Annotated in this window: 17 protein-coding genes and 1 CRISPR repeat array; of the genes, 6 read left to right on the plus strand and 11 right to left on the minus strand. The window is 67.0% G+C overall.

Annotated features, from left to right (window positions below):
• Positions 1-58: 58 nt before the first annotated feature.
• The 3 genes from AO684_RS13820 to AO684_RS13830 all read right to left on the minus strand — a co-directional run bounded on the left by AO684_RS13820 (position 59) and on the right by AO684_RS13830 (position 3,021).
• On the minus strand, positions 59-799 hold the full coding sequence (locus AO684_RS13820) for an HpcH/HpaI aldolase/citrate lyase family protein (RefSeq protein ID WP_054303333.1): 741 nt from the start codon (positions 797-799) through the stop codon (positions 59-61).
• Positions 800-826: 27 nt separating this feature from the next.
• Positions 827-2,011, minus strand: coding sequence for an acetyl-CoA C-acyltransferase (locus tag AO684_RS13825; RefSeq protein ID WP_054303334.1), 1,185 nt, complete (start codon positions 2,009-2,011; stop codon positions 827-829).
• Positions 2,012-2,097: 86 nt separating this feature from the next.
• Positions 2,098-3,021, minus strand: coding sequence for a DUF6282 family protein (locus AO684_RS13830; protein WP_054303335.1), 924 nt, complete (start codon positions 3,019-3,021; stop codon positions 2,098-2,100).
• Between the two features lie 255 nt (positions 3,022-3,276).
• Here AO684_RS13830 and AO684_RS13835 point away from each other — a divergent pair, with 255 nt between their 5' ends.
• The 6 genes from AO684_RS13835 to AO684_RS13860 all read left to right on the plus strand — a co-directional run bounded on the left by AO684_RS13835 (position 3,277) and on the right by AO684_RS13860 (position 9,113).
• Positions 3,277-4,071, plus strand: a complete 795-nt coding sequence (locus AO684_RS13835) for an IclR family transcriptional regulator (protein WP_054303336.1) — start codon at positions 3,277-3,279, stop codon at positions 4,069-4,071.
• Between the two features lie 386 nt (positions 4,072-4,457).
• Entirely contained in the window at positions 4,458-5,360 is a 903-nt protein-coding gene (locus tag AO684_RS13840; protein WP_054303337.1) for a hypothetical protein, read from the plus strand.
• Between the two features lie 104 nt (positions 5,361-5,464).
• Positions 5,465-6,466: a TRAP transporter substrate-binding protein gene (locus tag AO684_RS13845; protein WP_054303338.1), complete on the plus strand. Its 1,002-nt coding sequence runs from the start codon at positions 5,465-5,467 to the stop codon at positions 6,464-6,466.
• 63 nt (positions 6,467-6,529) lie between these two features.
• Entirely contained in the window at positions 6,530-7,111 is a 582-nt protein-coding gene (locus AO684_RS13850; RefSeq protein WP_054303339.1) for a TRAP transporter small permease, read from the plus strand.
• Positions 7,108-8,379, plus strand: coding sequence for a TRAP transporter large permease (locus tag AO684_RS13855; RefSeq protein ID WP_054303340.1), 1,272 nt, complete (start codon positions 7,108-7,110; stop codon positions 8,377-8,379). Before AO684_RS13850 ends, AO684_RS13855 begins: the two co-directional genes overlap by 4 nt.
• A gap of 8 nt (positions 8,380-8,387) precedes the next feature.
• Complete coding sequence (locus AO684_RS13860) at positions 8,388-9,113, plus strand: NAD(P)H-dependent oxidoreductase (protein WP_054303341.1); 726 nt, start codon at positions 8,388-8,390, stop codon at positions 9,111-9,113.
• 8 nt (positions 9,114-9,121) lie between these two features.
• A CRISPR array of direct repeats spans positions 9,122-10,309; the repeat unit is 29 nt; unit sequence GGGTCTATCCCCGCGTATGCGGGGGAGCC.
• 64 nt (positions 10,310-10,373) lie between these two features.
• On the opposite strand, the gene cas2e is transcribed toward AO684_RS13860, so the two are convergent.
• The 8 genes from cas2e to cas3 are packed head-to-tail and all read right to left on the minus strand — an operon-like array spanning position 10,374 to position 18,550.
• Positions 10,374-10,667 carry a type I-E CRISPR-associated endoribonuclease Cas2e gene (gene cas2e / locus AO684_RS13865; protein WP_054303342.1) on the minus strand — a complete coding sequence of 98 codons (294 nt, stop codon included), beginning with the start codon at positions 10,665-10,667 and terminating at the stop codon, positions 10,374-10,376.
• Positions 10,667-11,545: a type I-E CRISPR-associated endonuclease Cas1e gene (cas1e, locus tag AO684_RS13870; RefSeq protein ID WP_054303343.1), complete on the minus strand. Its 879-nt coding sequence runs from the start codon at positions 11,543-11,545 to the stop codon at positions 10,667-10,669. Before cas1e ends, cas2e begins: the two co-directional genes overlap by 1 nt.
• Complete coding sequence (locus AO684_RS13875) at positions 11,545-12,288, minus strand: type I-E CRISPR-associated protein Cas6/Cse3/CasE (protein ID WP_054303344.1); 744 nt, start codon at positions 12,286-12,288, stop codon at positions 11,545-11,547. Before AO684_RS13875 ends, cas1e begins: the two co-directional genes overlap by 1 nt.
• Positions 12,285-12,947 carry a type I-E CRISPR-associated protein Cas5/CasD gene (gene cas5e, locus AO684_RS13880; protein WP_054303345.1) on the minus strand — a complete coding sequence of 221 codons (663 nt, stop codon included), beginning with the start codon at positions 12,945-12,947 and terminating at the stop codon, positions 12,285-12,287. The genes AO684_RS13875 and cas5e overlap by 4 nt, the downstream gene beginning before the upstream one ends.
• Positions 12,944-14,080 (minus strand): type I-E CRISPR-associated protein Cas7/Cse4/CasC, encoded by a 1,137-nt coding sequence (gene cas7e / locus AO684_RS13885; protein WP_054303346.1) that lies wholly within the window; start codon positions 14,078-14,080, stop codon positions 12,944-12,946. Before cas7e ends, cas5e begins: the two co-directional genes overlap by 4 nt.
• Positions 14,073-14,567, minus strand: a complete 495-nt coding sequence (locus AO684_RS13890; RefSeq protein ID WP_054303347.1) for a type I-E CRISPR-associated protein Cse2/CasB — start codon at positions 14,565-14,567, stop codon at positions 14,073-14,075. Before AO684_RS13890 ends, cas7e begins: the two co-directional genes overlap by 8 nt.
• Complete coding sequence (locus AO684_RS13895) at positions 14,560-16,071, minus strand: hypothetical protein (protein WP_054303348.1); 1,512 nt, start codon at positions 16,069-16,071, stop codon at positions 14,560-14,562. The genes AO684_RS13890 and AO684_RS13895 overlap by 8 nt, the downstream gene beginning before the upstream one ends.
• Positions 16,061-18,550 (minus strand): CRISPR-associated helicase Cas3', encoded by a 2,490-nt coding sequence (gene cas3 / locus AO684_RS13900; protein WP_161806018.1) that lies wholly within the window; start codon positions 18,548-18,550, stop codon positions 16,061-16,063. The genes AO684_RS13895 and cas3 overlap by 11 nt, the downstream gene beginning before the upstream one ends.
• Positions 18,551-18,646: the final 96 nt, after the last annotated feature.

Consider the following 18,646-nt stretch of genomic DNA (forward strand, 5'->3'; position numbering starts at 1 on the left):
CGGCCGCTCCTGATGACAGTTTCAGGAGCGGCCTTCGGCACAACGCGACGGGACAGGATCAGGCCATGAGGGCGGCGGCGGATTTGCGCAGCAGCGCCTGATCCGATCCGCAGACGAACAGCGTCACGCCCCTGGCGTGCCAAACCGGGATCTGCGCCGGGTCGCCCACGAAAAGCCCCACGGCGCGGCCCGCCGTGCGACATGCGGCGACCACCCGGTCGATGGCCGCGTCAAGCTCGGGCGACGGGAAGCCTACCCCCATGGACTGCGACAGATCCGCCGGCCCCACAAAAAGCAGGTCCACGTCATCGATGGCGGCCATGGCGTCGAGATGCTCAAGCGCGCTCTCGTCCTCGATCTGCACCATCGCGACGCTGGTCCGGTCGCTGGCCTCGCGGTAGGCGGGGATGCTCATGCCGCCATAGTTTCCTGCCCGCGGCGAGGGCGAGAGCCCGCGCTTGTTGCGCGCGAAGCGGACCGCATCGCAAACCGCCTCGGCGCCCGCGGCGTCCAGAACGTGCGGGACCATGACGCCGGTCAGTCCGAGGTCGAGCAGCGGCGCGATCCAGTCGGTGCCTTTGCCCCAGCGACGTGACAGCAACGGCAGGCCCACGGCGCGCCCGGCGAGCGAGAGCATATCCATTTGCCCCAGCTCGATCGGCGCGTGTTCCTGGTCGATCACCGCGAAGTCGAGCCCGGCATGGCCGAGGATCTCGACCACATGCGGCGAAGGTGTCTTGACGAAGGTGCCAACGAGCAGCTCGCGCGCCCTCACCCGGTCCCTGAAGGTGGTGGTCATGGTGGTGTTCCTCCCTGCTCTGTGACCTCAGGCGCCGAGCGCCTCGATGACCAGCGCGATACCCTGACCGCCGCCGATGCACATGGTGACCAGCGCGTGGCGACCGCCGATGCGCTGCAATTCGTGGATCGCCTTGACCGCGAGGATCGCCCCGGTGGCCCCCAGCGGATGGCCAAGCGCGATGGCGCCGCCGTTGGGGTTCACCTTCTCCGGATCGAGCCCGAGCAGCCGATTCACCGCGATCGCCTGTGCCGCGAAGGCCTCGTTCGATTCGATGACGTCCATGTCGGCAATCGTCAGCCCCGCCCGCGACAGCGCCAGCGGCACCGCCTCAACAGGGCCGAGCCCCATGACCTCGGGCGGCACACCCGCCACGCCCCAGGACAGGAGTCGCGCCATGGGCGACAGGCCGCGGGCCGTGACCTCGTCCTCGCCCGCCAGAACCAGTGCCGCGGCACCGTCATTGATACCGCTGGCGTTGCCCGCAGTCACACTACCGTCCTTGCGGAACACCGGACGCAGCCCGGCAAGTTGCGCGGCGGTGGTGCCGGGGCGCGGGTATTCGTCAACGGCCACGAGGGTCTCGCCACTGCGCGAGCGCACCGGCACCGGCACAATCTGCGCGGCGAAGCGCCCCTCGGCCAGCGCCACCCCGGCACGGCGCTGGCTTTCGGCAGCGAAGGCATCCTGATCGACGCGCGAGATGTTATGACGCTCGGCCACGTTCTCGGCGGTGATGCCCATGGCGCCGCAGCCGAACGGGTCGGTGAGCGCGCCCATCATCCAGTCGGTGGCGCCCGCATCCCCCATCTTGATGCCATGGCGCATGCCGTCGACCGAGAACGGCGCAAGGCTCATGGCCTCGGCGCCGCAGGCCAGCGACAGGCGGCTTTCACCCGCACGGATCATCCCCGCCGCGGTCGCGATGGCCTGCGCACCGGACCCGCAAAGCCGGTTGAGCGTCAGCCCCTGCGAGCTGTCCGGCAGCCCCGCCCCGATGCCGATGGCACGGCCAAGATACAGGTCGCGGGGCCTGGTCGGGATGACGTTGCCCACAACGGCGTTGTCGATCTGCTGCGCCTCGACACCGGCCCGGCGGATCGCCTCGGTGGCGGCGAGGATGCCGAGCGCGTCGGGCCCGAGCGACGACAATGCGCCGCCGAAACTGCCGATTGGCGTGCGTGCGGCACCGAGAATGAAAACATCCTGCATGACATGTCCTTGTCTGCGCGCGACGTGGCACCCTGCCCCGCGGCGCGGTTCGCTTGTGCGGTGCGCGAGCGTCCTTATGCGCGGCGTCAGCCGTCGAGGCCGATCACCTGCGCCGCGTTCGTCGAGACCATCGGCTTGATCTGCGCGTCGGTATACCCCAGCTCCAGACAGGTCCGGACCGCAGTGCGAAAGCCCTGCAACGGCGAGATCGTCCCCACCTGCCCCAGATCCGAGCACAGGATCGTCCGCTCGGGGCCGACGAGGTCGATATAGGCCTTGAGCTCTTCGTTGGAGCGGTTGCGAAACTTCGAGCCCTCGACGAAGAAAGCCAGCGAATGCTCGACCTGCGCGCCCATGTTCGCGATCTCGAGCGTGTCCTCCATCGAGGCGCCGACGATATCCTCGGGATGGGTGAAGATCAGCCGCTCGACCCCTCGCTTCTTCGCCTCGGCGAAGACCCTCTTCGTCTCGCTGACGTGGATGTGGCCGCTGGCCAGCGCCAGCCCCGTGGCGGCGCAGACATCCAGGATATCGAGCAGCTCGGGCAGCATGGCACCGTCGGCATCAAACAGCGGCACGGCACGCGCCGGGCGGATCTTCTGCGTCGAGGCCGGGTGCGACCAGTCGGACGAGGCCTCCCATGTGAGGTGGTTCTCGGCGGCGAGGGTCGGAAGCCAGACCACCTTGCCGCCCATCGCAGCGGTGTGCTCCACCGCATAGGGGTTGAGCCCGCCCACCACGTTGTTCAACACGATCCCCGAAAACACCTGTGTGCTCAGTTCAGGGTGGTGCGCCTTGATCAGTGCGGCACACATCACACCGGAATAGTCGTGGTCCTTGGTGACCACCGCCGAGAAGCCCGCGCCCGACAGCTCGCGGGCCAGATCGAGATGATCCACCGCGCGGGGCGCGATCGACGGACCGCTGTGGACATGGGGGTCCACTGCCCCCTGGAGGATCTCGGAAATGCGCGCCTCTTGGTCCAGCGCCAGCCCGTCCGCGGATGTCATCGTAGTGCCTCCCATGTGCTCTGCCCGGGGCAACTGCCCCGCGTTCGGTCATCGGCCTTCGACAGGCGTCGGCCAGATATGACTTTCAGCTTGTCCCGCTGAGCGAAACTATGTTCTATTATTTTTCAGATGGCGCCCGTGTCAAGCGGCGAAGTTTCAAGCGCCGGTTCCGGCGCGCCCCGGCGCAGTCGGTTGCAGCCTTGCACAGGGCGGTTGTAGAACCTCTTGGCGCGGCCAGAACCAGAAGGAGGCAGGATGCCGGAAGACGACAAGAAAATGGCCGAGGGGCTTCAGTCCGTCATTCTGACGATGCAGATCGTTGACCAGGTGGCGCGGACCGGCAAGGGCGTCGGGGTCACCAGCCTCGCCACCGCGCTCGGCACTTCCAAGAGCCGCATCCACCGGCACCTGCAGACGCTGGTGCAGCAGGGCTATGTGTTCCAGCACGAGGATTCCGAGCGCTATGAGATCGGCCACCAACTGGTATCTCTGGGACAGGCGGTGCTCGACAACAGTGGGCTCATCAGCTCGACCCGCGACTCACTTCTGGCGCTGCGCGACCGGCTCGGGCATTCCGCCGTGGCCTCGCAACTGACGCCGGACGGGATGCTGGTGATCGCAACCGTCCCCGGCCGCTCGCCCATCGAGATCGGCGTCCGCGTGGGCTCGCTTTTGTCCTTCCATGGCTCGGCGCAGGGCAAGGTGGCGACGGCGTTTTCCTCCGAGGCTTTCCAGCGGCGCGTGCTGACCGGCGCGTTGACCGCCTTCACCGAGCACACGCTCACCGACCCTGCCCTGCTGGCGGCCGAGTTCGAGGTGATCCGCCGCCGGGGCTGGGCCACCGCGCCCAACCAGGCGGCGCTTGGGCTCAACACCCTGGCGAGCCCGATTCTCGACGGCTCCGGCGCGGTCTGTGGCTCCGTGGGGATCGTCGACCTTACCCAGTCGCTGGCCGCCGATCCCGGCCCTGAACATACGGCCGCAGTGCTGGAGACCGCGCGGCAGATCTCGGTCCTTATGGGCCATTCCGGCCCGCTTCCCTTCGGCTGACACCCGCTATCCCCCGAAAGCAAGAGCGAGATTTGTCATCCGGTCGCCCCTGAGGCGCCGGAAAAGACGGGATTACGCCTGCCCGAAATGGGCCAGCCGACGCCGCATCAGCCGCATGGGCGCTCCCCGAACGCGAGGACTTGACAGCCCCGAGCGAGCATCCGTATGTTCCGTTTGCGAGAACGTTGTTCTGCTAAAAGAAACACGAACCACTCCGACCATGGCAAGAACGTCCCCGAGCCGGGGCCGCGGGACCGCCACCGGAATGCGAGGATAGCCCCTGCAAGGGCTGTGCCCGACGGGCTTGACGCTTTCACGGCACTGTCCGGAGAACGCGGAAGATACGAGAGACGGGCGGTCGGAGGGGCCGCCGGGAAAGGGAGAAGATGTACGACAAGTCCGATCCGCGCGCGTCGCTGGCCGCTTCGAAATCGGCGAGCATGCTGAACCAGACCGGCCTCGTGGCAGTCGAACAGGGCGCAACCTTCTACGACAGCGCGCCGCAGCTCTCCGACGCGTCGGGCCGCACCTGGTTGCACAGGGGACACAACTTCCTCGTGGCCTATAGCCTTGCCGAGCCGGGCGCCGTGTTCGCCCGTGACCCACAGGAAGACGAGTACTGTGTGCTGCTGCCGCAGAACGGTGCCGAGATCGAATGGAACGGCGAGACCGTGCAGGTCCCGGGCAACTCCATTGCCTTCGTGCCCGCCGGTGCCAGCCGTCTCACCAGCCGCGAGGGCGGCGAGCTCGTGCGGCTCTTCACCACGCGCAGCGCCGACCTCGTCGCGCTCTGCGGCAATGCGCGGGGCTATGACGTGCCGCGCCGTCACATCCCGCCGCTGCAGGACTGGCCAGCCCCGCCGGGCGGCTGGAAGGTCCGGCACTATTCGCTCGACGTGACCCCCGAAGCAGGCCGGTTCGGGCGTATCTTCCGGTGCACCACGCTGATGGTGAACGTGCTCGACCCGTTCGACGGGCCGCGCGATCCGTCGAAGATGTCGCCGCACCACCACGACGATTTCGAACAGGGCTCGCTGGCGCTGTCGGGTTCCTTCACCCATTACCTGCGCTGGACCTGGACCAGTGACATGGCGGACTGGAAGGAGGACAAGGCGCTGGAGATGGGGGCGCCGTCGCTGTTGGTGATCCCGCCGCCGGTGATCCATACCACCCGGGCCACCGGGCCGGGCCGCAACCTGCTCGTTGATATCTTCAGCCCCCCGCGCGCGGACTTCTCGGCGAAACCGGGATGGGTGCTGAACGCCGGGGATTACCCGAAGCCGGCCTGACCGGCCACGACTTGCGCCGGCTGGGCCGGCCCTGCGACCGGCGCAGGCAAGAGGAAGAGGGCCGCGCCGGGCCGCCTATCACGCCACCGAGGGAGGAAACCACAATGATCATCCACAGAAGAACCCTGCTGACCGGCGCCGCCGCCATGGGCATGGCGCTGGCCGCCCCCCATGTCGCCCGCGCCGCCGGGCGCCGCATGCGCTTTGCCCATGCCGCCAACGAGGTGCATCCGGGCCACCGCCTGGCCACCAGCTTTGCCGAGGCTCTGGAAGAACTGATGCCCGGCGGTTTCGAGGTGCAGATCTTCCCGAACCGCCAGCTGGGCGATGACAAGCAATTGCTGGAGGGGGGTGTCGCCGGGCTGATGGATGTGGTCGCCGTCTCTGGGGTGCTGATCCCGCTGGTCACGGGACGTCAGGCGATGAACGCCTGGCAGATGCCCTTCCTCATCCGCGACTACGACCATTTCGGCGAGCTGGCGCTCGGCGGCGTCGGACAGAAGATCCTCGACGATCTGCGCCCGGCGGGGCTGGTGGGCCTCGCGGTCGCCGACACTGGCCAGCGCAACTTCCTGTCGATCAACAAGGCTGTCACCACGCTCGCGGATTTCTCGGGGCTCAAGACCCGCATCGTGCCGGTGCCGCTGCACCAGCAGATCTGGGAGACGGTGGGCACCGCGCCCGTCGGCCTGCCCTATGGCGAGGTCTATGGCGCGCTGGAAACCGGGGTAATCGACGCTGTCGAGATCAACGTCTCCTCGATGCTGGGCGAAAACCTCTGGGAGGTCGGCAAGCACTTCACGCTGACCGGCCACTACCCGTGGCACATGTCGACGGTGATGTCCGAACGCTTCTTCGAAGGGCTCAACGACGAGGAGAAGGCCGCCGTGATCGAGGCCGGCCGGCGTTCGGTCACCGCGACGCTCGACTATGCCAAGACGCAGGATCTCGAGGGCCGCGAGGAGCTCAAATCCAAGGGCGTCGAGATCGTCGAGCTGAGCGAGCTCGACCAGATGCGTGATCGCGTGTCTGACCTGACGGCGGAGTGGTCCGGCAAGGATCCTCTCATCGCCGAGCTGGTCGCGGCAGCTGGCACGCCTTCCTGACACAGCCATCCCGCGAGGGCCTGAGCGCCACCGCGGGTCACCCTCACAGGGAGGATGAAACCGATGCAGGACAGAACCGGGCCCCTTACCCGCTTCGTTGCAAGCTACATATGGCTCGTGCGTACCCTCGCCGGGGTCAGCATGCTGCTGATCGTCGTGATCATGCTGGCGCAGGTGTTCTGGCGCTACATTCTGGGAGGCAGCCTGATCTGGGCCGAGGAGCTTTGCCGCTACCTGCTGATCTGGCAGACCTTTCTCGTGCTGGGCCTTGCCTTCTCCAAGGGCGAGTTCGTGGTGCTGGAGTTCGTGCCCTCGCTGCTGAGCCCGCGCCTGCGCTGGCTGCTGAAAGCGGTGATGGCGGTGCCGATCGTGGTCTTTCTCGGGCTCATGGCCTGGTACGGCTGGGATTTCGCCTCGCGCTTCGATCGCCAGACCATCCCCGCACTCGATTTCATCTGGACCGCGCTTTCGGGCGAGGCGCTGGGGCTCTCGATCCGCTGGGTCTATGTGAGCGTGACCGTGGGTCTCGCGCTGCTGGCGCTGCATGTGCTCGGAGACCTGGCGGTCAGCTTCCGCCGCCAGGTCATCAACAATCTCGAAGACACGGCGTCTGACGCCGACTGTACAGCGGCCGGAACCACATGAGCAGCTTCTTCCTCCTTTTCGCGGGCTTCCTCGCCACTGGCGTGCCCATTGCGCTGGCGCTCGGCATCGCGGGCACCGCCTATCTCTACCTCTCGGGCAACGGCATGATGGCGCTGATGCTGCCGCAGCGGATGATCGCGGGGGTCGACCAGTTCGTCCTGCTGACGATCCCGCTGTTCCTGCTGGCAGGCGCGCTGATGAATGTGGGCGGCGTCACCGAACGCATCGTGACCTTCGCCCGCGCCATGGTCGGCCACCGCCGGGGCGGCATGTCCTCCGTGTCGATCCTGTCCTCGGGTTTCTTCGCAGGGATCTCGGGCAGCGCCACCGCCGAAGCCTCGGCGCTTGGCTCGATCCTGATCCCGTCGATGGCCAAGCAGGGCATGCCCCCGGCCTATGCCGCGGCGCTGATCGCAGTAAGCTCGGTGATGGGGCCGATCATTCCGCCGTCGATCACCATGATCATCTACGGTGTGTTGTCGGGCGCCTCGATCGGGCAGCTCTTCCTAGCGGGCATCATGCCGGGCATCGGCATCGCCGTGGGGCTGCTGATCTACGCGAGCTGGCGCGCGCGCCGCGACGGCTTCCCGGTCACGCCCCGGATGACAGCGCGCGAGCGCCTCGCCGCAACCCGCCGCACCCTGCCTGCGCTGCTGCTGCCGCTGATCATCCTTGTGGGCATCAAGGCGGGGATCTTTACCCCGACCGAGGCCGCCGCCGTGGCGGTTGGCTATGCGCTCATCATCGGGTTCGTCTACCGTGACCTGACGATCGCGCGGGTCTGGGACGCGCTGATCGCCACCGCGCTGGTGTCGACCTCCATCCTCTTCATCACCTCGATGGCCAGCATCGTCTCCTTCGTCTTCACGCTGGAACAGGTGCCGCAGCTGATCGCCGATGCCATGCTGTCGCTGACCGAAAACCCGTGGATGATCCTGCTGCTGCTCAACATCTTCCTGCTGGTGCTGGGCATGTTCCTCGAGCCGATCTCGATCCTCATCCTGACGATGCCGATCCTGATGAAGTTCCAGGCGCTGATCGGCATGGACCCGGTGCATTTCGGCACCATGGTGGTGCTGAACGTGGTCATCGGCATGGCGACGCCGCCGGTGGGCATCCTGCTGTTCATCGCTTCGGCGATCTCGGGCGAGCCGGTGGGCAAAGTGATCCGCGAGGCGATGCCGATGGTGGGGGTCTGCCTGCTGGTGCTCACGGTGATCGCGCTGGTGCCGCAGGTGTCACTGTTCTTCCCGAGTTTCCTGAACTGAGGACTGACATGATCGCTCGCAACATCCTCATCGTCGTGGCCCACCCCGACCCGGCCTCGTTCAACCACGCGCTGGCCCGGGGCACCGCTGCGGCGCTGCGACAGGCCGGGCACCGGGTCACGGTCTCCGACCTCGCGGCCGAGGGCTTCCGCGCCGACGTGGGGGCCCATGACGTGACCGAGCGCGCCGACGCCGGGCGTTTTCATGTTCAGGCCGAGCAGGCCAATGCCGCCCGCCACGGCACCTACGCCGAGGACATCCGCCGCGAGCAGGCACGCGTGGCCGAAGCTGACAACGTGATCCTGCAGTTCCCGGTCTGGTGGGGTGGCCCGCCGGCACTGATGAAGGGCTGGATCGACCGGGTGCTGAGCTACGGCTTTGCCTATGTGGACGGACGACGCTTCGAAACCGGCCTGTTCCGGGGCCGCCGCGCGATGATCAGCGTCACCACCGGCGGCACACCCGAACGGTTCTCTGAGAACGGCGTCTACGGCCCGATTGATCCGCTGCTGATGCCGGTCCGCAAGCTGGCGCTGGAATACATGGGCTTCGAGGTGGCCCCCCTGCAGGTGGCCTACGGCGTGCCCCGCACCTCGCCCGAGGCCCGCGCCGCCCATCTGGCGGCCGTGGCGGAGGCGGCGCTGCAACTGGCGGCGCTGCCGGTCGAACGCACCGACGCCTGGCGCACCGCACTCGACGACGTTCCGGAAGGAGCCTGGGCGCGCAAAGCCTAGATTCCTGCGGATTTGTCCCCGCGTATGCGGTGGAGCCGATCAGAGGGTGATGCGCCGATGCACGGCCCAAGGTCTATCCCCGCGTATGCGGGGGAGCCGATTACGACTGGCGATGCCTACAATCTCACGGGGGTCTATCCCCGCGTATGCGGGGGAGCCCGTGGTGACTTCGACTTCTTGCTTGATCGTGCGGGTCTATCCCCGCGTATGCGGGGGAGCCAGTTTCGGGGATGCGGTGGCAATCCGCACGGAGGGTCTATCCCCGCGTATGCGGGGGAGCCTTCGGGATTCGGCCGCGCCGCATGGCGCGGGGGGGTCTATCCCCGCGTATGCGGGGGAGCCGAAGTCACCGCGCGCCTGCATAGCCTTCACCTGGGTCTATCCCCGCGTATGCGGGGGAGCCACTGAGGCGATTGCGGCGGCCCGTCCAACCTTGGGTCTATCCCCGCGTATGCGGGGGAGCCATGATCACGCCGGATACATCCTGTTTCGGCACGGGTCTATCCCCGCGTATGCGGGGGAGCCGATGCCGGAATGAAGGTGCCGGACCTGCCCGAGGGTCTATCCCCGCGTATGCGGGGGAGCCCGCTCGTCTCTGCCGATACCCGGCGCACATGGGGGTCTATCCCCGCGTATGCGGGGGAGCCTTTCTGCGCCGGTAGGGACGGTGTTGGAAGAGGGGTCTATCCCCGCGTATGCGGGGGAGCCTCAGGCTCAGGCTTCTGTTGCTCCTGCGGTCCGGGTCTATCCCCGCGTATGCGGGGGAGCCAATGGGTGATGGAACGCTGGGGCATTCAGGAAGGGTCTATCCCCGCGTATGCGGGGGAGCCCAGCGCATCCTGACCGGCGCGCAGGGTGGCGAGGGTCTATCCCCGCGTATGCGGGGGAGCCCCGATGCCCGCCCGCGCCCCGTCATCCAACCCGGGTCTATCCCCGCGTATGCGGGGGAGCCGCACTTTGCGGTTGCCGTGCCATGCCATAACGGGGTCTATCCCCGCGTATGCGGGGGAGCCCGCTACATGCCGGTGGTGGTGCGTGGTGTCAGGGGTCTATCCCCGCGTATGCGGGGGAGCCTTGAGCAAAAAGCCTCCATTGGGGGCTGAGTGGGGTCTATCCCCGCGTATGCGGGGGAGCCATCGCAGCTTCGAGTCGGGCGCGCCAAGGTGTGGGTCTATCCCCGCGTATGCGGGGGAGCCTCTTTGAGCTATATCTCTGTATTTCCACGAATGTCAAAGAGCATGAAGGCGAGTTGGCGTGATATTACTTTCGTTTTACGAGCAAGATGCCATCCGCATCCACAATGGTCTTGGCGGGCTCGCCCAGGGTTTCCATACGCAGGCTGCCTACCGCTTTCGTGTCACGCCATACCAGCGTCAGCGAGCCGCGGCCGAGGTCGGTCCACCAGTCCTGCATGACCGACCAGACCCGGGTGCGCACAGCGGCCGACATCTCGGGGGCGACATAGACGCCCGGGGCGATTTCCAGCATCACCGAGGTGAGGAAGCCGCGGTAACGCATCTCGACATCGCGGGTGACGATCATGGTCAGCGGCATCAGGGGTCCCGCCCTTCGATCAGGGCCTTGATCCGTTCGATCATCTCGGGAATCACGCCCTGCCGGGAGAGCGCGGCGCCTGTCATCCGGCGCGTCACCCGCTCGATGTTCTCGGAAGGGCGCTCCTCAACCAGCTTAGCCGCCTTGAAGGCGCAGGGAATGGTCAGGCTGTCACGGTAGAGATCCGCGATATCCAGAACAAAGCTCTGGCCCGGGTCTTCATGGATGAAGCCGAGTTGCGGGATGGTAGCCGTGGCGCAGACAGCGATCGCCGCAGCGGCTTCGACGGCACTGGCGGCGTGGTTCAGCGCCTGGTTTGCCAGGTCGGCAGCCATCGGGGCGCCCCGGTCATAGCGCCGGCCTTGCCACCTGATCCCGATCCGCTGTGCCTGCAGGGCATAGGTTTCCTTCATGCGCGCGCCCTCGATCCCGCGCAGGACATTAAGATCGGCATGGGGAAAAACCTCTGACAGACGCAGGGCATACATGCGCCGGGCCGTCATCACGCGCAGGTCATCATCGGCCCAGATCCGGGCCTGCAGGCGGGCGAGGCCCGAACGATCCGGGATCAGCGGCGGCGCGGTGTAAAGCCGGACGCCATCTTCCCCGACGGCGGCAAGCGCGGTGCGGGCATGGGCCAGCAGGCGCAGTGCATCATGGCTGACTGTCGATCCGGGCCCCAGCAGGATGATCGAAACCCCTTGCAGCGGGATGGCATAATCCCCCGGATCAAGCGCATCCGCCGCCGTTACCTCGCCCTGCAGAAAGGCGAGGGTGCCGTCCCGGGCAGTCAGCGCACCGCGCGCAAGATAAAGGCACCCGGCCCGGTCGGCATGGGGCACCTTGGCACTGTCAAGTCCGAGCCGCCCTTTCAGCATCAGGTCGCCCTTTGCGCCGGGCGCAGCAGAAGCATGCCGTAGCCATAGCTGCGATGGCGCCCCACGCCCCTTGCCAGCAGCGCGGCAAAGGCGGCGGGGTCGGCAATCGTCACAGTCCCGTGAAACACCGCATCGGGCCCTTCGAGCCGCTTGCCGTCCCGCTGGATGCGAGATCGCTGAAAACTGACCATCCGGGTGGTCGCGATTTCCAGATCGGCGGCCGGGCCCAGCCGGACTTGCAGCCAGTCGCGATAGGCATCTTCCCGAGTGGTGGTGGCGCCACGCAGGACAGCGGCCAGAAAGGCATCGACCTCTGCGCCCTTGCGGAAGCCCACCTCTGCGCCCGTTTCGTCCCGGCCTGCGAGTGCAGAGGCAAGGCGCACGACCGGGCGGATGCGCAGATCAAATCCGATGCGCTGGCCTGCCGCCCATGTGGTGACTGGCCGGGGGATAGACCGCAACCGGCCCAGCTCGACCACGGCCGCCAGATCGGGGATCAGGCTGAGCTGCGCCTTCCGACGAAGGGTTGCGGCATCCTCGGCGGCATAGGCATAAAGGTTGCCGCTCTCTGCCCCTGGGGCCACCATCAGGCGAAAGGGTTGCAGCATGGCCGGCCCGAAGGTTTCGCCCAACAGGTGATGCAGGGCAACCCCTTCATCAAAGCCACCGCCCAACCTGCGCGCGCCAGCCCATACATGCAGCGCCCTGAGCGAGAGCGGAAGTTCCACCAGATGCAGGGTCATGGGATCATCCTTTCACAGACCCTGCGGCCGCCGCCGTGCAGGCCAGTCACCCAGTTGCGCAGATCCGGCAGATCGAAACCGGGATCATCCCCCGTCATCGGCCAGAGCGCACGCCCTGGCGTGGCAAGCGCCAGCAACGCCGCTTGCACATTATCTGCATCGATCCAGCCTGCAAACAGGGGGGCCGTGGGCAGGCAGGGCTTGCGCCCGATGAACAGCGGGCGGGCCGGGCGCTCCAGCACCGCGGCAAGCCTGTCCAGATCGGGACCATCGCCCGGCAGCAGCCGCAGCACTACCCGGCAGTCGTGATCGGCCAGATAATCGCGGCGGCGGCGGTGCGGGCTGTCATATGTGGCGCCCGCCCGTTCATCCGGGCGGCCCCATGTCGTCCAGCCACGATCATTTCCGCCCAGCCTGGCATTCTGGTTGTCCGTCAGGACCCTGCCTTCCCGAGCGATCAGCGCACCAAAGATCAGCCGATCCTGGAGGGCCTGATGCGCGGCACCATCTTCACGGCGCCAGCCAAGCGCATTGGCAAACAGCCCGGTCAGCGCCGAGGCTGATGGAAAGTCACGGGTCGGCCCGACATGGTCGATGGACACGTCGCCAAAGGCCATCAGCGGCGCGGTCAGGCGCAGATGCAGCCAGCGCAGGGTCATGCCGCGGGTCCGGCCAGCTGCGCGGGCAGTTCCCTGGCGAAGCCGGCCAGATCGGCCAGCGTGCCAGGGGCCGCGCCGGGAACCTCGGCATTGGCCAGCGACATCACGCGCCGAACCTCGCCGGTGGCATAGGCGGCGTCCAGTGCCGCCAGATGGTCCGACAGCGCCGCAACCGCCTGCCCGGTTTCCGCGGGGCAGGGGCTGCGGAACGCCTCGGCCAGCGACCGGGGCTGGCGGTCGCCCGCCTCCACCAACAGGAGGGACGCGCGGGAATAGGGGGCGGTGGACCCCAGCTTGGCCCCCGGCGAGACTTCGGCGATCAGATAAAGCAGGTTGTGCAGAACATCACCCGCCAGCCGCGCATCGCCACCCAGGTTCGACAGCAGGCCGGGCAGATCGACCACGACATAGCCATAGAACAGGCCCGAGGTCAGCTCGGTTTCCTGAATGGTATCGGCGCCGGTATCCTCGTCCCGCGCCAGATCGTCGGCGGCGATGAAGTAATCGCCCTCTGCCTCTTCGGCGTGCACGGTGAAGGCATGGGCGACATGCACCGGTGCGTCGATATTGGCTTTGGGGTCAGAGGTGACCATCCGCCCGAACAAAGCACCCGTCAGACCGCCGGGCAGTTTTGCGCCTTCACTCATCGCCCGGAGATTGGCCTTGTGGGTCTTGTTCCATTCCTTTGCCAGCGCTGCCGCCGCCTTGGCGTCACCACCGGCCTCGGCCACCAGCCGCCTGGCCTCGGCGGTCAGATAGGCCACCTCCACCTCGCCCAGCAGCAGGGTCTGGCGGGATTTCTTGTCGGTGCCCTTGTCACCGTAAACCGCTGTCAGCATCGCGTCCCTGATCGGTTTCACGACCGCCGCGTCAACATCTGCCGCCCAATCGGCGAAAACCTTGCGATCCACCGTTTCGCGCGACCGGAACGCATCATCAGCCCCCGCGATGCGGTGCAGGCTGTGGGGGTCATCGGCCAAACGCCAGTGCCGCTTCAGGCATTGCGAACTGACGCGGGTGCGCAGATGCCCGCCATAGGGCAACCGCTTTGCCAGACCGGAGTCATCCCGGTTCAGCAGCGCCGCCGTATAGGGTGCCAGAAAATGGATCTGAAGGAAGCGCGGTTCAGTCATTTTGGATGTCCTCGGTCTGCGATTTGTCAGATTGCTTGTAATAGGCACGGGCCAGATGGCTGCCATCGTCAGGCCAGAACACGGCGCGGGCCAGATCGACGGTGTTCAGGCCGGTGGTCTTGCGGGCGATCATGCGGATGGCCCGTTCCAGCGCATCGTCGCGAGCGGCCCCGCGAGCCGCGATCAGCCGCGCCAGCCGCTGCTCGCTGAAACCCGCGTCGTGCAGAACCGCCCCCAGCGGCCGCTTGTCATCATGGACCGAGCTTTCCCGGCTGGCGGGCGTCATCAGAGCCACCAGCCGGGTGAAGCGCAGCCAGCCAGCCTCTTGCCAGCGCGGGATGCCCAGCCGCGCGACCTGCCGCCAGAACAGCGGCGAACCCGCAGGCCCCATGCGCCGCGCATCGGCCTTTTCCCCGGCATCGGCTGCGGCGATCGCGGCTGCGATCGCCAGCGCCCGGCTTGCCCTGTCATCGGTGTCGTCATGCATCGGCCTTCTCCTGTCTGTAAACCCGCATGGCGACATACAGCCCCCGCGCCAGCGCCTGAGCGCCCCGAACCTCGGCCCGCGGGCGCATCAGGCTGGCGCAGGGAATACCCGGCAGCGCCGCGTGAAATTCGGCGCGGGCCTCGGCGGCCAGCCGCTCCAGGAACGCAAGCCGCAGCGGCGCGAAATCGGCATCAGCCTTAATCGCCAACCGCAGCCAGAGTTCGGGAAAGAACAAGGCATCCGCCTTGCGTCGCAGCGCCGCCCGCGCGGGAAGGCTGCGGGCGTAATGCGGCTTGCCCAGCTTCTCTCTGTCGCCCCCGGCGGCCACGGTCGCAAGACCATTGCGCAACGCCAGATCGACTGCGGCGATATCTTCCAGGATCTCCGCCGCCACCAAAGCCGGCTTTTCGCCGAAGATATGTGCAACCATCGCCTTCGGCACCGGCACGACGCGGGATTTGAAGCCGTCGGTCTTGGAGTTGCCGCGTGAAAATGCCTCGGCCACCAGAAGCATCGGTTCCCGGGCTTCTTCGGCATGGCTGCGCGCCAGCGGGGGCGCATGCCATTCGCGGTTGTCCTTCTTGAACAGCAGGCGCACCAACAGCTCGTGCGTCCAGTCCTGTTCGCCCAGGGTGAAGCTTTTTCCTTCCGCAACATGCAGAGGCGCCCAAGGGTCGCCGGTATTGCCCTTGGCCTCCTTGCCGGCAACGCGGGGCCCCTTTGAGGTACTGCGTTCCGCGAGGATACGGCCATCCTGCACGACCAGCCGCACCCGACGGCAGATTTCGATGAACAGCGGATCAAGCGCTGCCAGTTCCAGCTCCCGCCCCTCGGGCCAGGGTTCGGGCCACAGAAGGGCCTTGCCCTCCGGCCCCTGCCGCGTCGCCAGCAGGCGGGCCACATCGCGCGCCCACCAGGCCGAGGGATCGACCTGCGCCGAACCCACCCGCGCCGGGGCCAGCCCCAGCATCACCCGCGAGGATGACCCGCCGTTCATCCGGGCGATGCCATAGTTTCCGGCGCCGCCAAATCCTTCCATCGTCTGCAGGCTGACCAGCGCAAAGATCCAGTCCTGCGGTGCGGCCTGTCGGGCGATCTCGCGCTTGATGTCATGGTTGCGCGAGGTGATCAGCATGTCGAGCGCATCGGGGGTCGCCACGGGCGACCATTTCAACCCGCCTGGATCGGCAGGTTGCAGAAAGGCGGGCAGGTTGCGATCGGCGCCCACCAGGTGCCAGGGCGCATCGCCCGGGAAAGCGGCGGTCAGCCCGCGCAGGGCGGCACACCAGCCCTCCTCGGCCAGCGGCAGCTCGTGCTGCCCGGCCTTATCCAGCGCCAGAACCGCGAGCTGCACGAGAAACATGTGCCAGGCCGGGCGCTGATGCGGGCGCAGCGCGGGAAAGCCCTGCACCTCGCCGCGCGCCATGGAGGCCAGCAGACCGGGCAGGCTGTGCCATCCCCGGTCGGTCTGGATCAGCGGTTCGTGCAGCAGATCATGGGTCATCCGTCGCTCCTTGCCTCAACCCTTCGGAACCGTAGGTCATCACCCTGTCAGAAACAGTCACCCGCACCGGCGGGCCTTCTTCGACGCAGACTTCCTCGTGCCCGGTCAGCCCGCGTGACCAATGGGCCGGCAGGGCCAGGCGGGTGATCGGCGCGCCGAAGGCACCCAGAGTGCCGGGGGGTAGTCGCAGCACCACGCCCTCTTCGCCCAGCCGGGTGCGGATATTTTCGTCATCGGGAAAGCATTCCAGCGGCTTGCTGCGGTTCAGCAGCAAAAGCCCCGCTGTCTGCATTTCTGCAAGGGCCTTGCCAGTCACACGCTGATAATAGGCCTGCCAGCCCCGCGCCTCGGCCAGCGACGAAAGGGCATCGGGGTGGGTTGCGGCCTCGACCAGCTGGCGGTTCATCGCGGGGATCTGCCAGACCGGGTGTGTCTCGATCTGGTCGAGCGTCGCGGCCAGCCCGGGCACATCGACATAGACCCCCGCAAGGCTTGGCCCGCCCTCGAATGCGCCCAGCCCATTGTCGGCCGCCCGCGTCAGCGGATCAAGTCCGCCTTCCGGGCACAGCACCACCGCCCGCGCGGTCTGATACCCCGCAGGCCGGGGCCGCTTGTGGCGGTGCAACCGCCCGAGGCGCTGCAGCAGAACATCCATCGGGCAAAGATCGGTGATCAACAGGTCGGCACAGAGATCCAGAGACTGTTCCAGCGTCTGGGTTCCGACAACGATCCGCCCCCCCAGCACGCTGTCCTTGCCGATCGCCTGTTCGACCGCATGATCGAGCAACGCACGATCCTCGGCGGCGAAACGGCTGTGATGCAGGGTTGGGATGCCATTCACGGCCAGGAGCAGATCGGCGGCCTGCGCATGGCAGGCGGCAAAGGTTTCCTGCGCCCGCGCCACCGTATTACGAATGACCAGCACCCGCGCGCCCTGTCGCGCCGCCCGCACCGCCAGATCTCCTGCAGCCGCGCCAGACCAGCCCGCCTGCGCCCGCACTTCGACCGTCTTGGCGCCATTGGGGTCGGGCGCCACCGGATGCAGCCCTGCCGAGGTCCAGGCCGCCGGATAGGCAAGCGCCGTGTCACGGGCAAGGCTGGCGGGGGCTTCGCCACGCCACCGCCGCCGTGCCGCTGCACCCAGAGTAGCCGACATCAGCAGCACATGCCCGCCCAGCCCAAGATGGCTGCGCACAAGGTTAAGCTGCACTGCGGTCATGTAGGGGTCTGACGCATGCACCTCGTCGATCACCAGCAACGCGCGCGACAGGGCGGTGCCGCGCAGATGCGCATATTTCACCTGCAACCCGCCAAGCGCCACCTGATCGACCGTGCCAACCGCCACCTGCGCGGCCAGATAGCGGGCGGAATGTTCCGCCGCCCATCGCGCCGGGTTCTCCCGCTCATCCTCCCAGAGCATTGTAAAATCCGGCAGGCGCGTGCCCTTCGCCTCGCCCGCCATGACTTGCCCAGGAATGGCCAGCACCGCCTCGGGGGCCGGATCGAACATGCGTTTCAACGCGGCGTTCACACGGCCGTGCAATTGCCGGGCGGCAGCCCGGGTCGGCACGGCGAAATAAAGCGCCTCCACCTCGCCGGCCGCAACCAGCGCAGCAAAGCGCCACAGCGCGGCCTCCGTCTTGCCCGATCCGGTTTCCGACTCCAGCAGAATGAGCCGTTCATCCTGTGGAATATCCCCCAGCGCCTGCTGTGCGGGCCTTGGCGCAGGATGATCGGAGATCAGCGGCCAGCCGACGGCCGCCTTCAGCGTCAGCTTGTCGGCGAGCCCGATTTCAGAGAGATGTCGCGCGGCCCGCGTCTGTGCGGTTGCCCAGTAATCTGGCTGGAACTGCGCAACGAAAGGAAAGGCCCGGCGATCCGATCCGACCCAGTCGGCCAGAGTCAGAAGCCCGCAGATGAAATGCAGGAATGCCGGTTCTGGTGGCGGGGGCCGGGCGACCGCGATCTCCGGGAACCATGCCCGCAGGGCCCTGCCCATGACCGCCTCCTCGCCCCGCCAGTCATAATCCGCAAGCATGGGAAATGCAGCCGCAGCCTGCCCGGAGCCGGGTTCAGGAACCGGCCTGCCATGATGCGCCAGGATCGCGGCAAACCAGTCTTGCACCCCCGGCCAGCCGGCCAGCGTGGAGATCACGCCATCCAGAGACCCGGCCTCTGTCTGCATCAGCCAGAGCCAGCCGCATTCCAGATGCCCCCTCAGCCGCAGGCCATGGCCATCGGGCCAGGCCTTGGCCTGAAAACCCGGCGCAAGCTTGCCGATGTCATGCAGAAAGGCGAGTGCTGAAAGGCAAGCGATCTCCTCGTCCCTGATCGCGCGCGCCAGGGCGCGCTCCGCGCGCTCGCGTCGATGCGGCTGGCGGAGAAGTGCCGAAAAAACAGCTGCGACATCGGCGGAGTGGTGCGCGAGGTGATGATACGATCCCGCGGCACGATCGGCTTTTCCCCAGGCTGCGGGCATCGGAACATGCATATCAAGACAACCAAAAAAACTAATGTTTGGAAAAAAACATCCCAGAACAGTATGAAAACAGGAATTTACTCCAACCTGCAATCA

This window comes from Gemmobacter sp. LW-1, assembly GCF_001303875.1.
In the GTDB taxonomy this organism is placed as follows: domain Bacteria; phylum Pseudomonadota; class Alphaproteobacteria; order Rhodobacterales; family Rhodobacteraceae; genus Gemmobacter; species Gemmobacter caeni.

Bases quoted from the DNA above. Each gene is read 5' to 3' on its own strand.
- AO684_RS13820 (WP_054303333.1), bottom strand. From the start codon at position 799: ATGACCACCACCTTCAGGGACCGGGTGAGGGCGCGCGAGCTGCTCGTT.
- AO684_RS13825 (WP_054303334.1), bottom strand. From the start codon at position 2,011: ATGCAGGATGTTTTCATTCTCGGTGCCGCACGCACGCCAATCGGCAGT.
- AO684_RS13830 (WP_054303335.1), bottom strand. From the start codon at position 3,021: ATGACATCCGCGGACGGGCTGGCGCTGGACCAAGAGGCGCGCATTTCC.
- AO684_RS13835 (WP_054303336.1), top strand. From the start codon at position 3,277: ATGCCGGAAGACGACAAGAAAATGGCCGAGGGGCTTCAGTCCGTCATT.
- AO684_RS13840 (WP_054303337.1), top strand. From the start codon at position 4,458: ATGTACGACAAGTCCGATCCGCGCGCGTCGCTGGCCGCTTCGAAATCG.
- AO684_RS13845 (WP_054303338.1), top strand. From the start codon at position 5,465: ATGATCATCCACAGAAGAACCCTGCTGACCGGCGCCGCCGCCATGGGC.
- AO684_RS13850 (WP_054303339.1), top strand. From the start codon at position 6,530: ATGCAGGACAGAACCGGGCCCCTTACCCGCTTCGTTGCAAGCTACATA.
- AO684_RS13855 (WP_054303340.1), top strand. From the start codon at position 7,108: ATGAGCAGCTTCTTCCTCCTTTTCGCGGGCTTCCTCGCCACTGGCGTG.
- AO684_RS13860 (WP_054303341.1), top strand. From the start codon at position 8,388: ATGATCGCTCGCAACATCCTCATCGTCGTGGCCCACCCCGACCCGGCC.
- cas2e (WP_054303342.1), bottom strand. From the start codon at position 10,667: ATGCCGCTGACCATGATCGTCACCCGCGATGTCGAGATGCGTTACCGC.
- cas1e (WP_054303343.1), bottom strand. From the start codon at position 11,545: ATGCTGAAAGGGCGGCTCGGACTTGACAGTGCCAAGGTGCCCCATGCC.
- AO684_RS13875 (WP_054303344.1), bottom strand. From the start codon at position 12,288: ATGACCCTGCATCTGGTGGAACTTCCGCTCTCGCTCAGGGCGCTGCAT.
- cas5e (WP_054303345.1), bottom strand. From the start codon at position 12,947: ATGACCCTGCGCTGGCTGCATCTGCGCCTGACCGCGCCGCTGATGGCC.
- cas7e (WP_054303346.1), bottom strand. From the start codon at position 14,080: ATGACTGAACCGCGCTTCCTTCAGATCCATTTTCTGGCACCCTATACG.
- AO684_RS13890 (WP_054303347.1), bottom strand. From the start codon at position 14,567: ATGCATGACGACACCGATGACAGGGCAAGCCGGGCGCTGGCGATCGCA.
- AO684_RS13895 (WP_054303348.1), bottom strand. From the start codon at position 16,071: ATGACCCATGATCTGCTGCACGAACCGCTGATCCAGACCGACCGGGGA.
- cas3 (WP_161806018.1), bottom strand. From the start codon at position 18,550: ATGCCCGCAGCCTGGGGAAAAGCCGATCGTGCCGCGGGATCGTATCAT.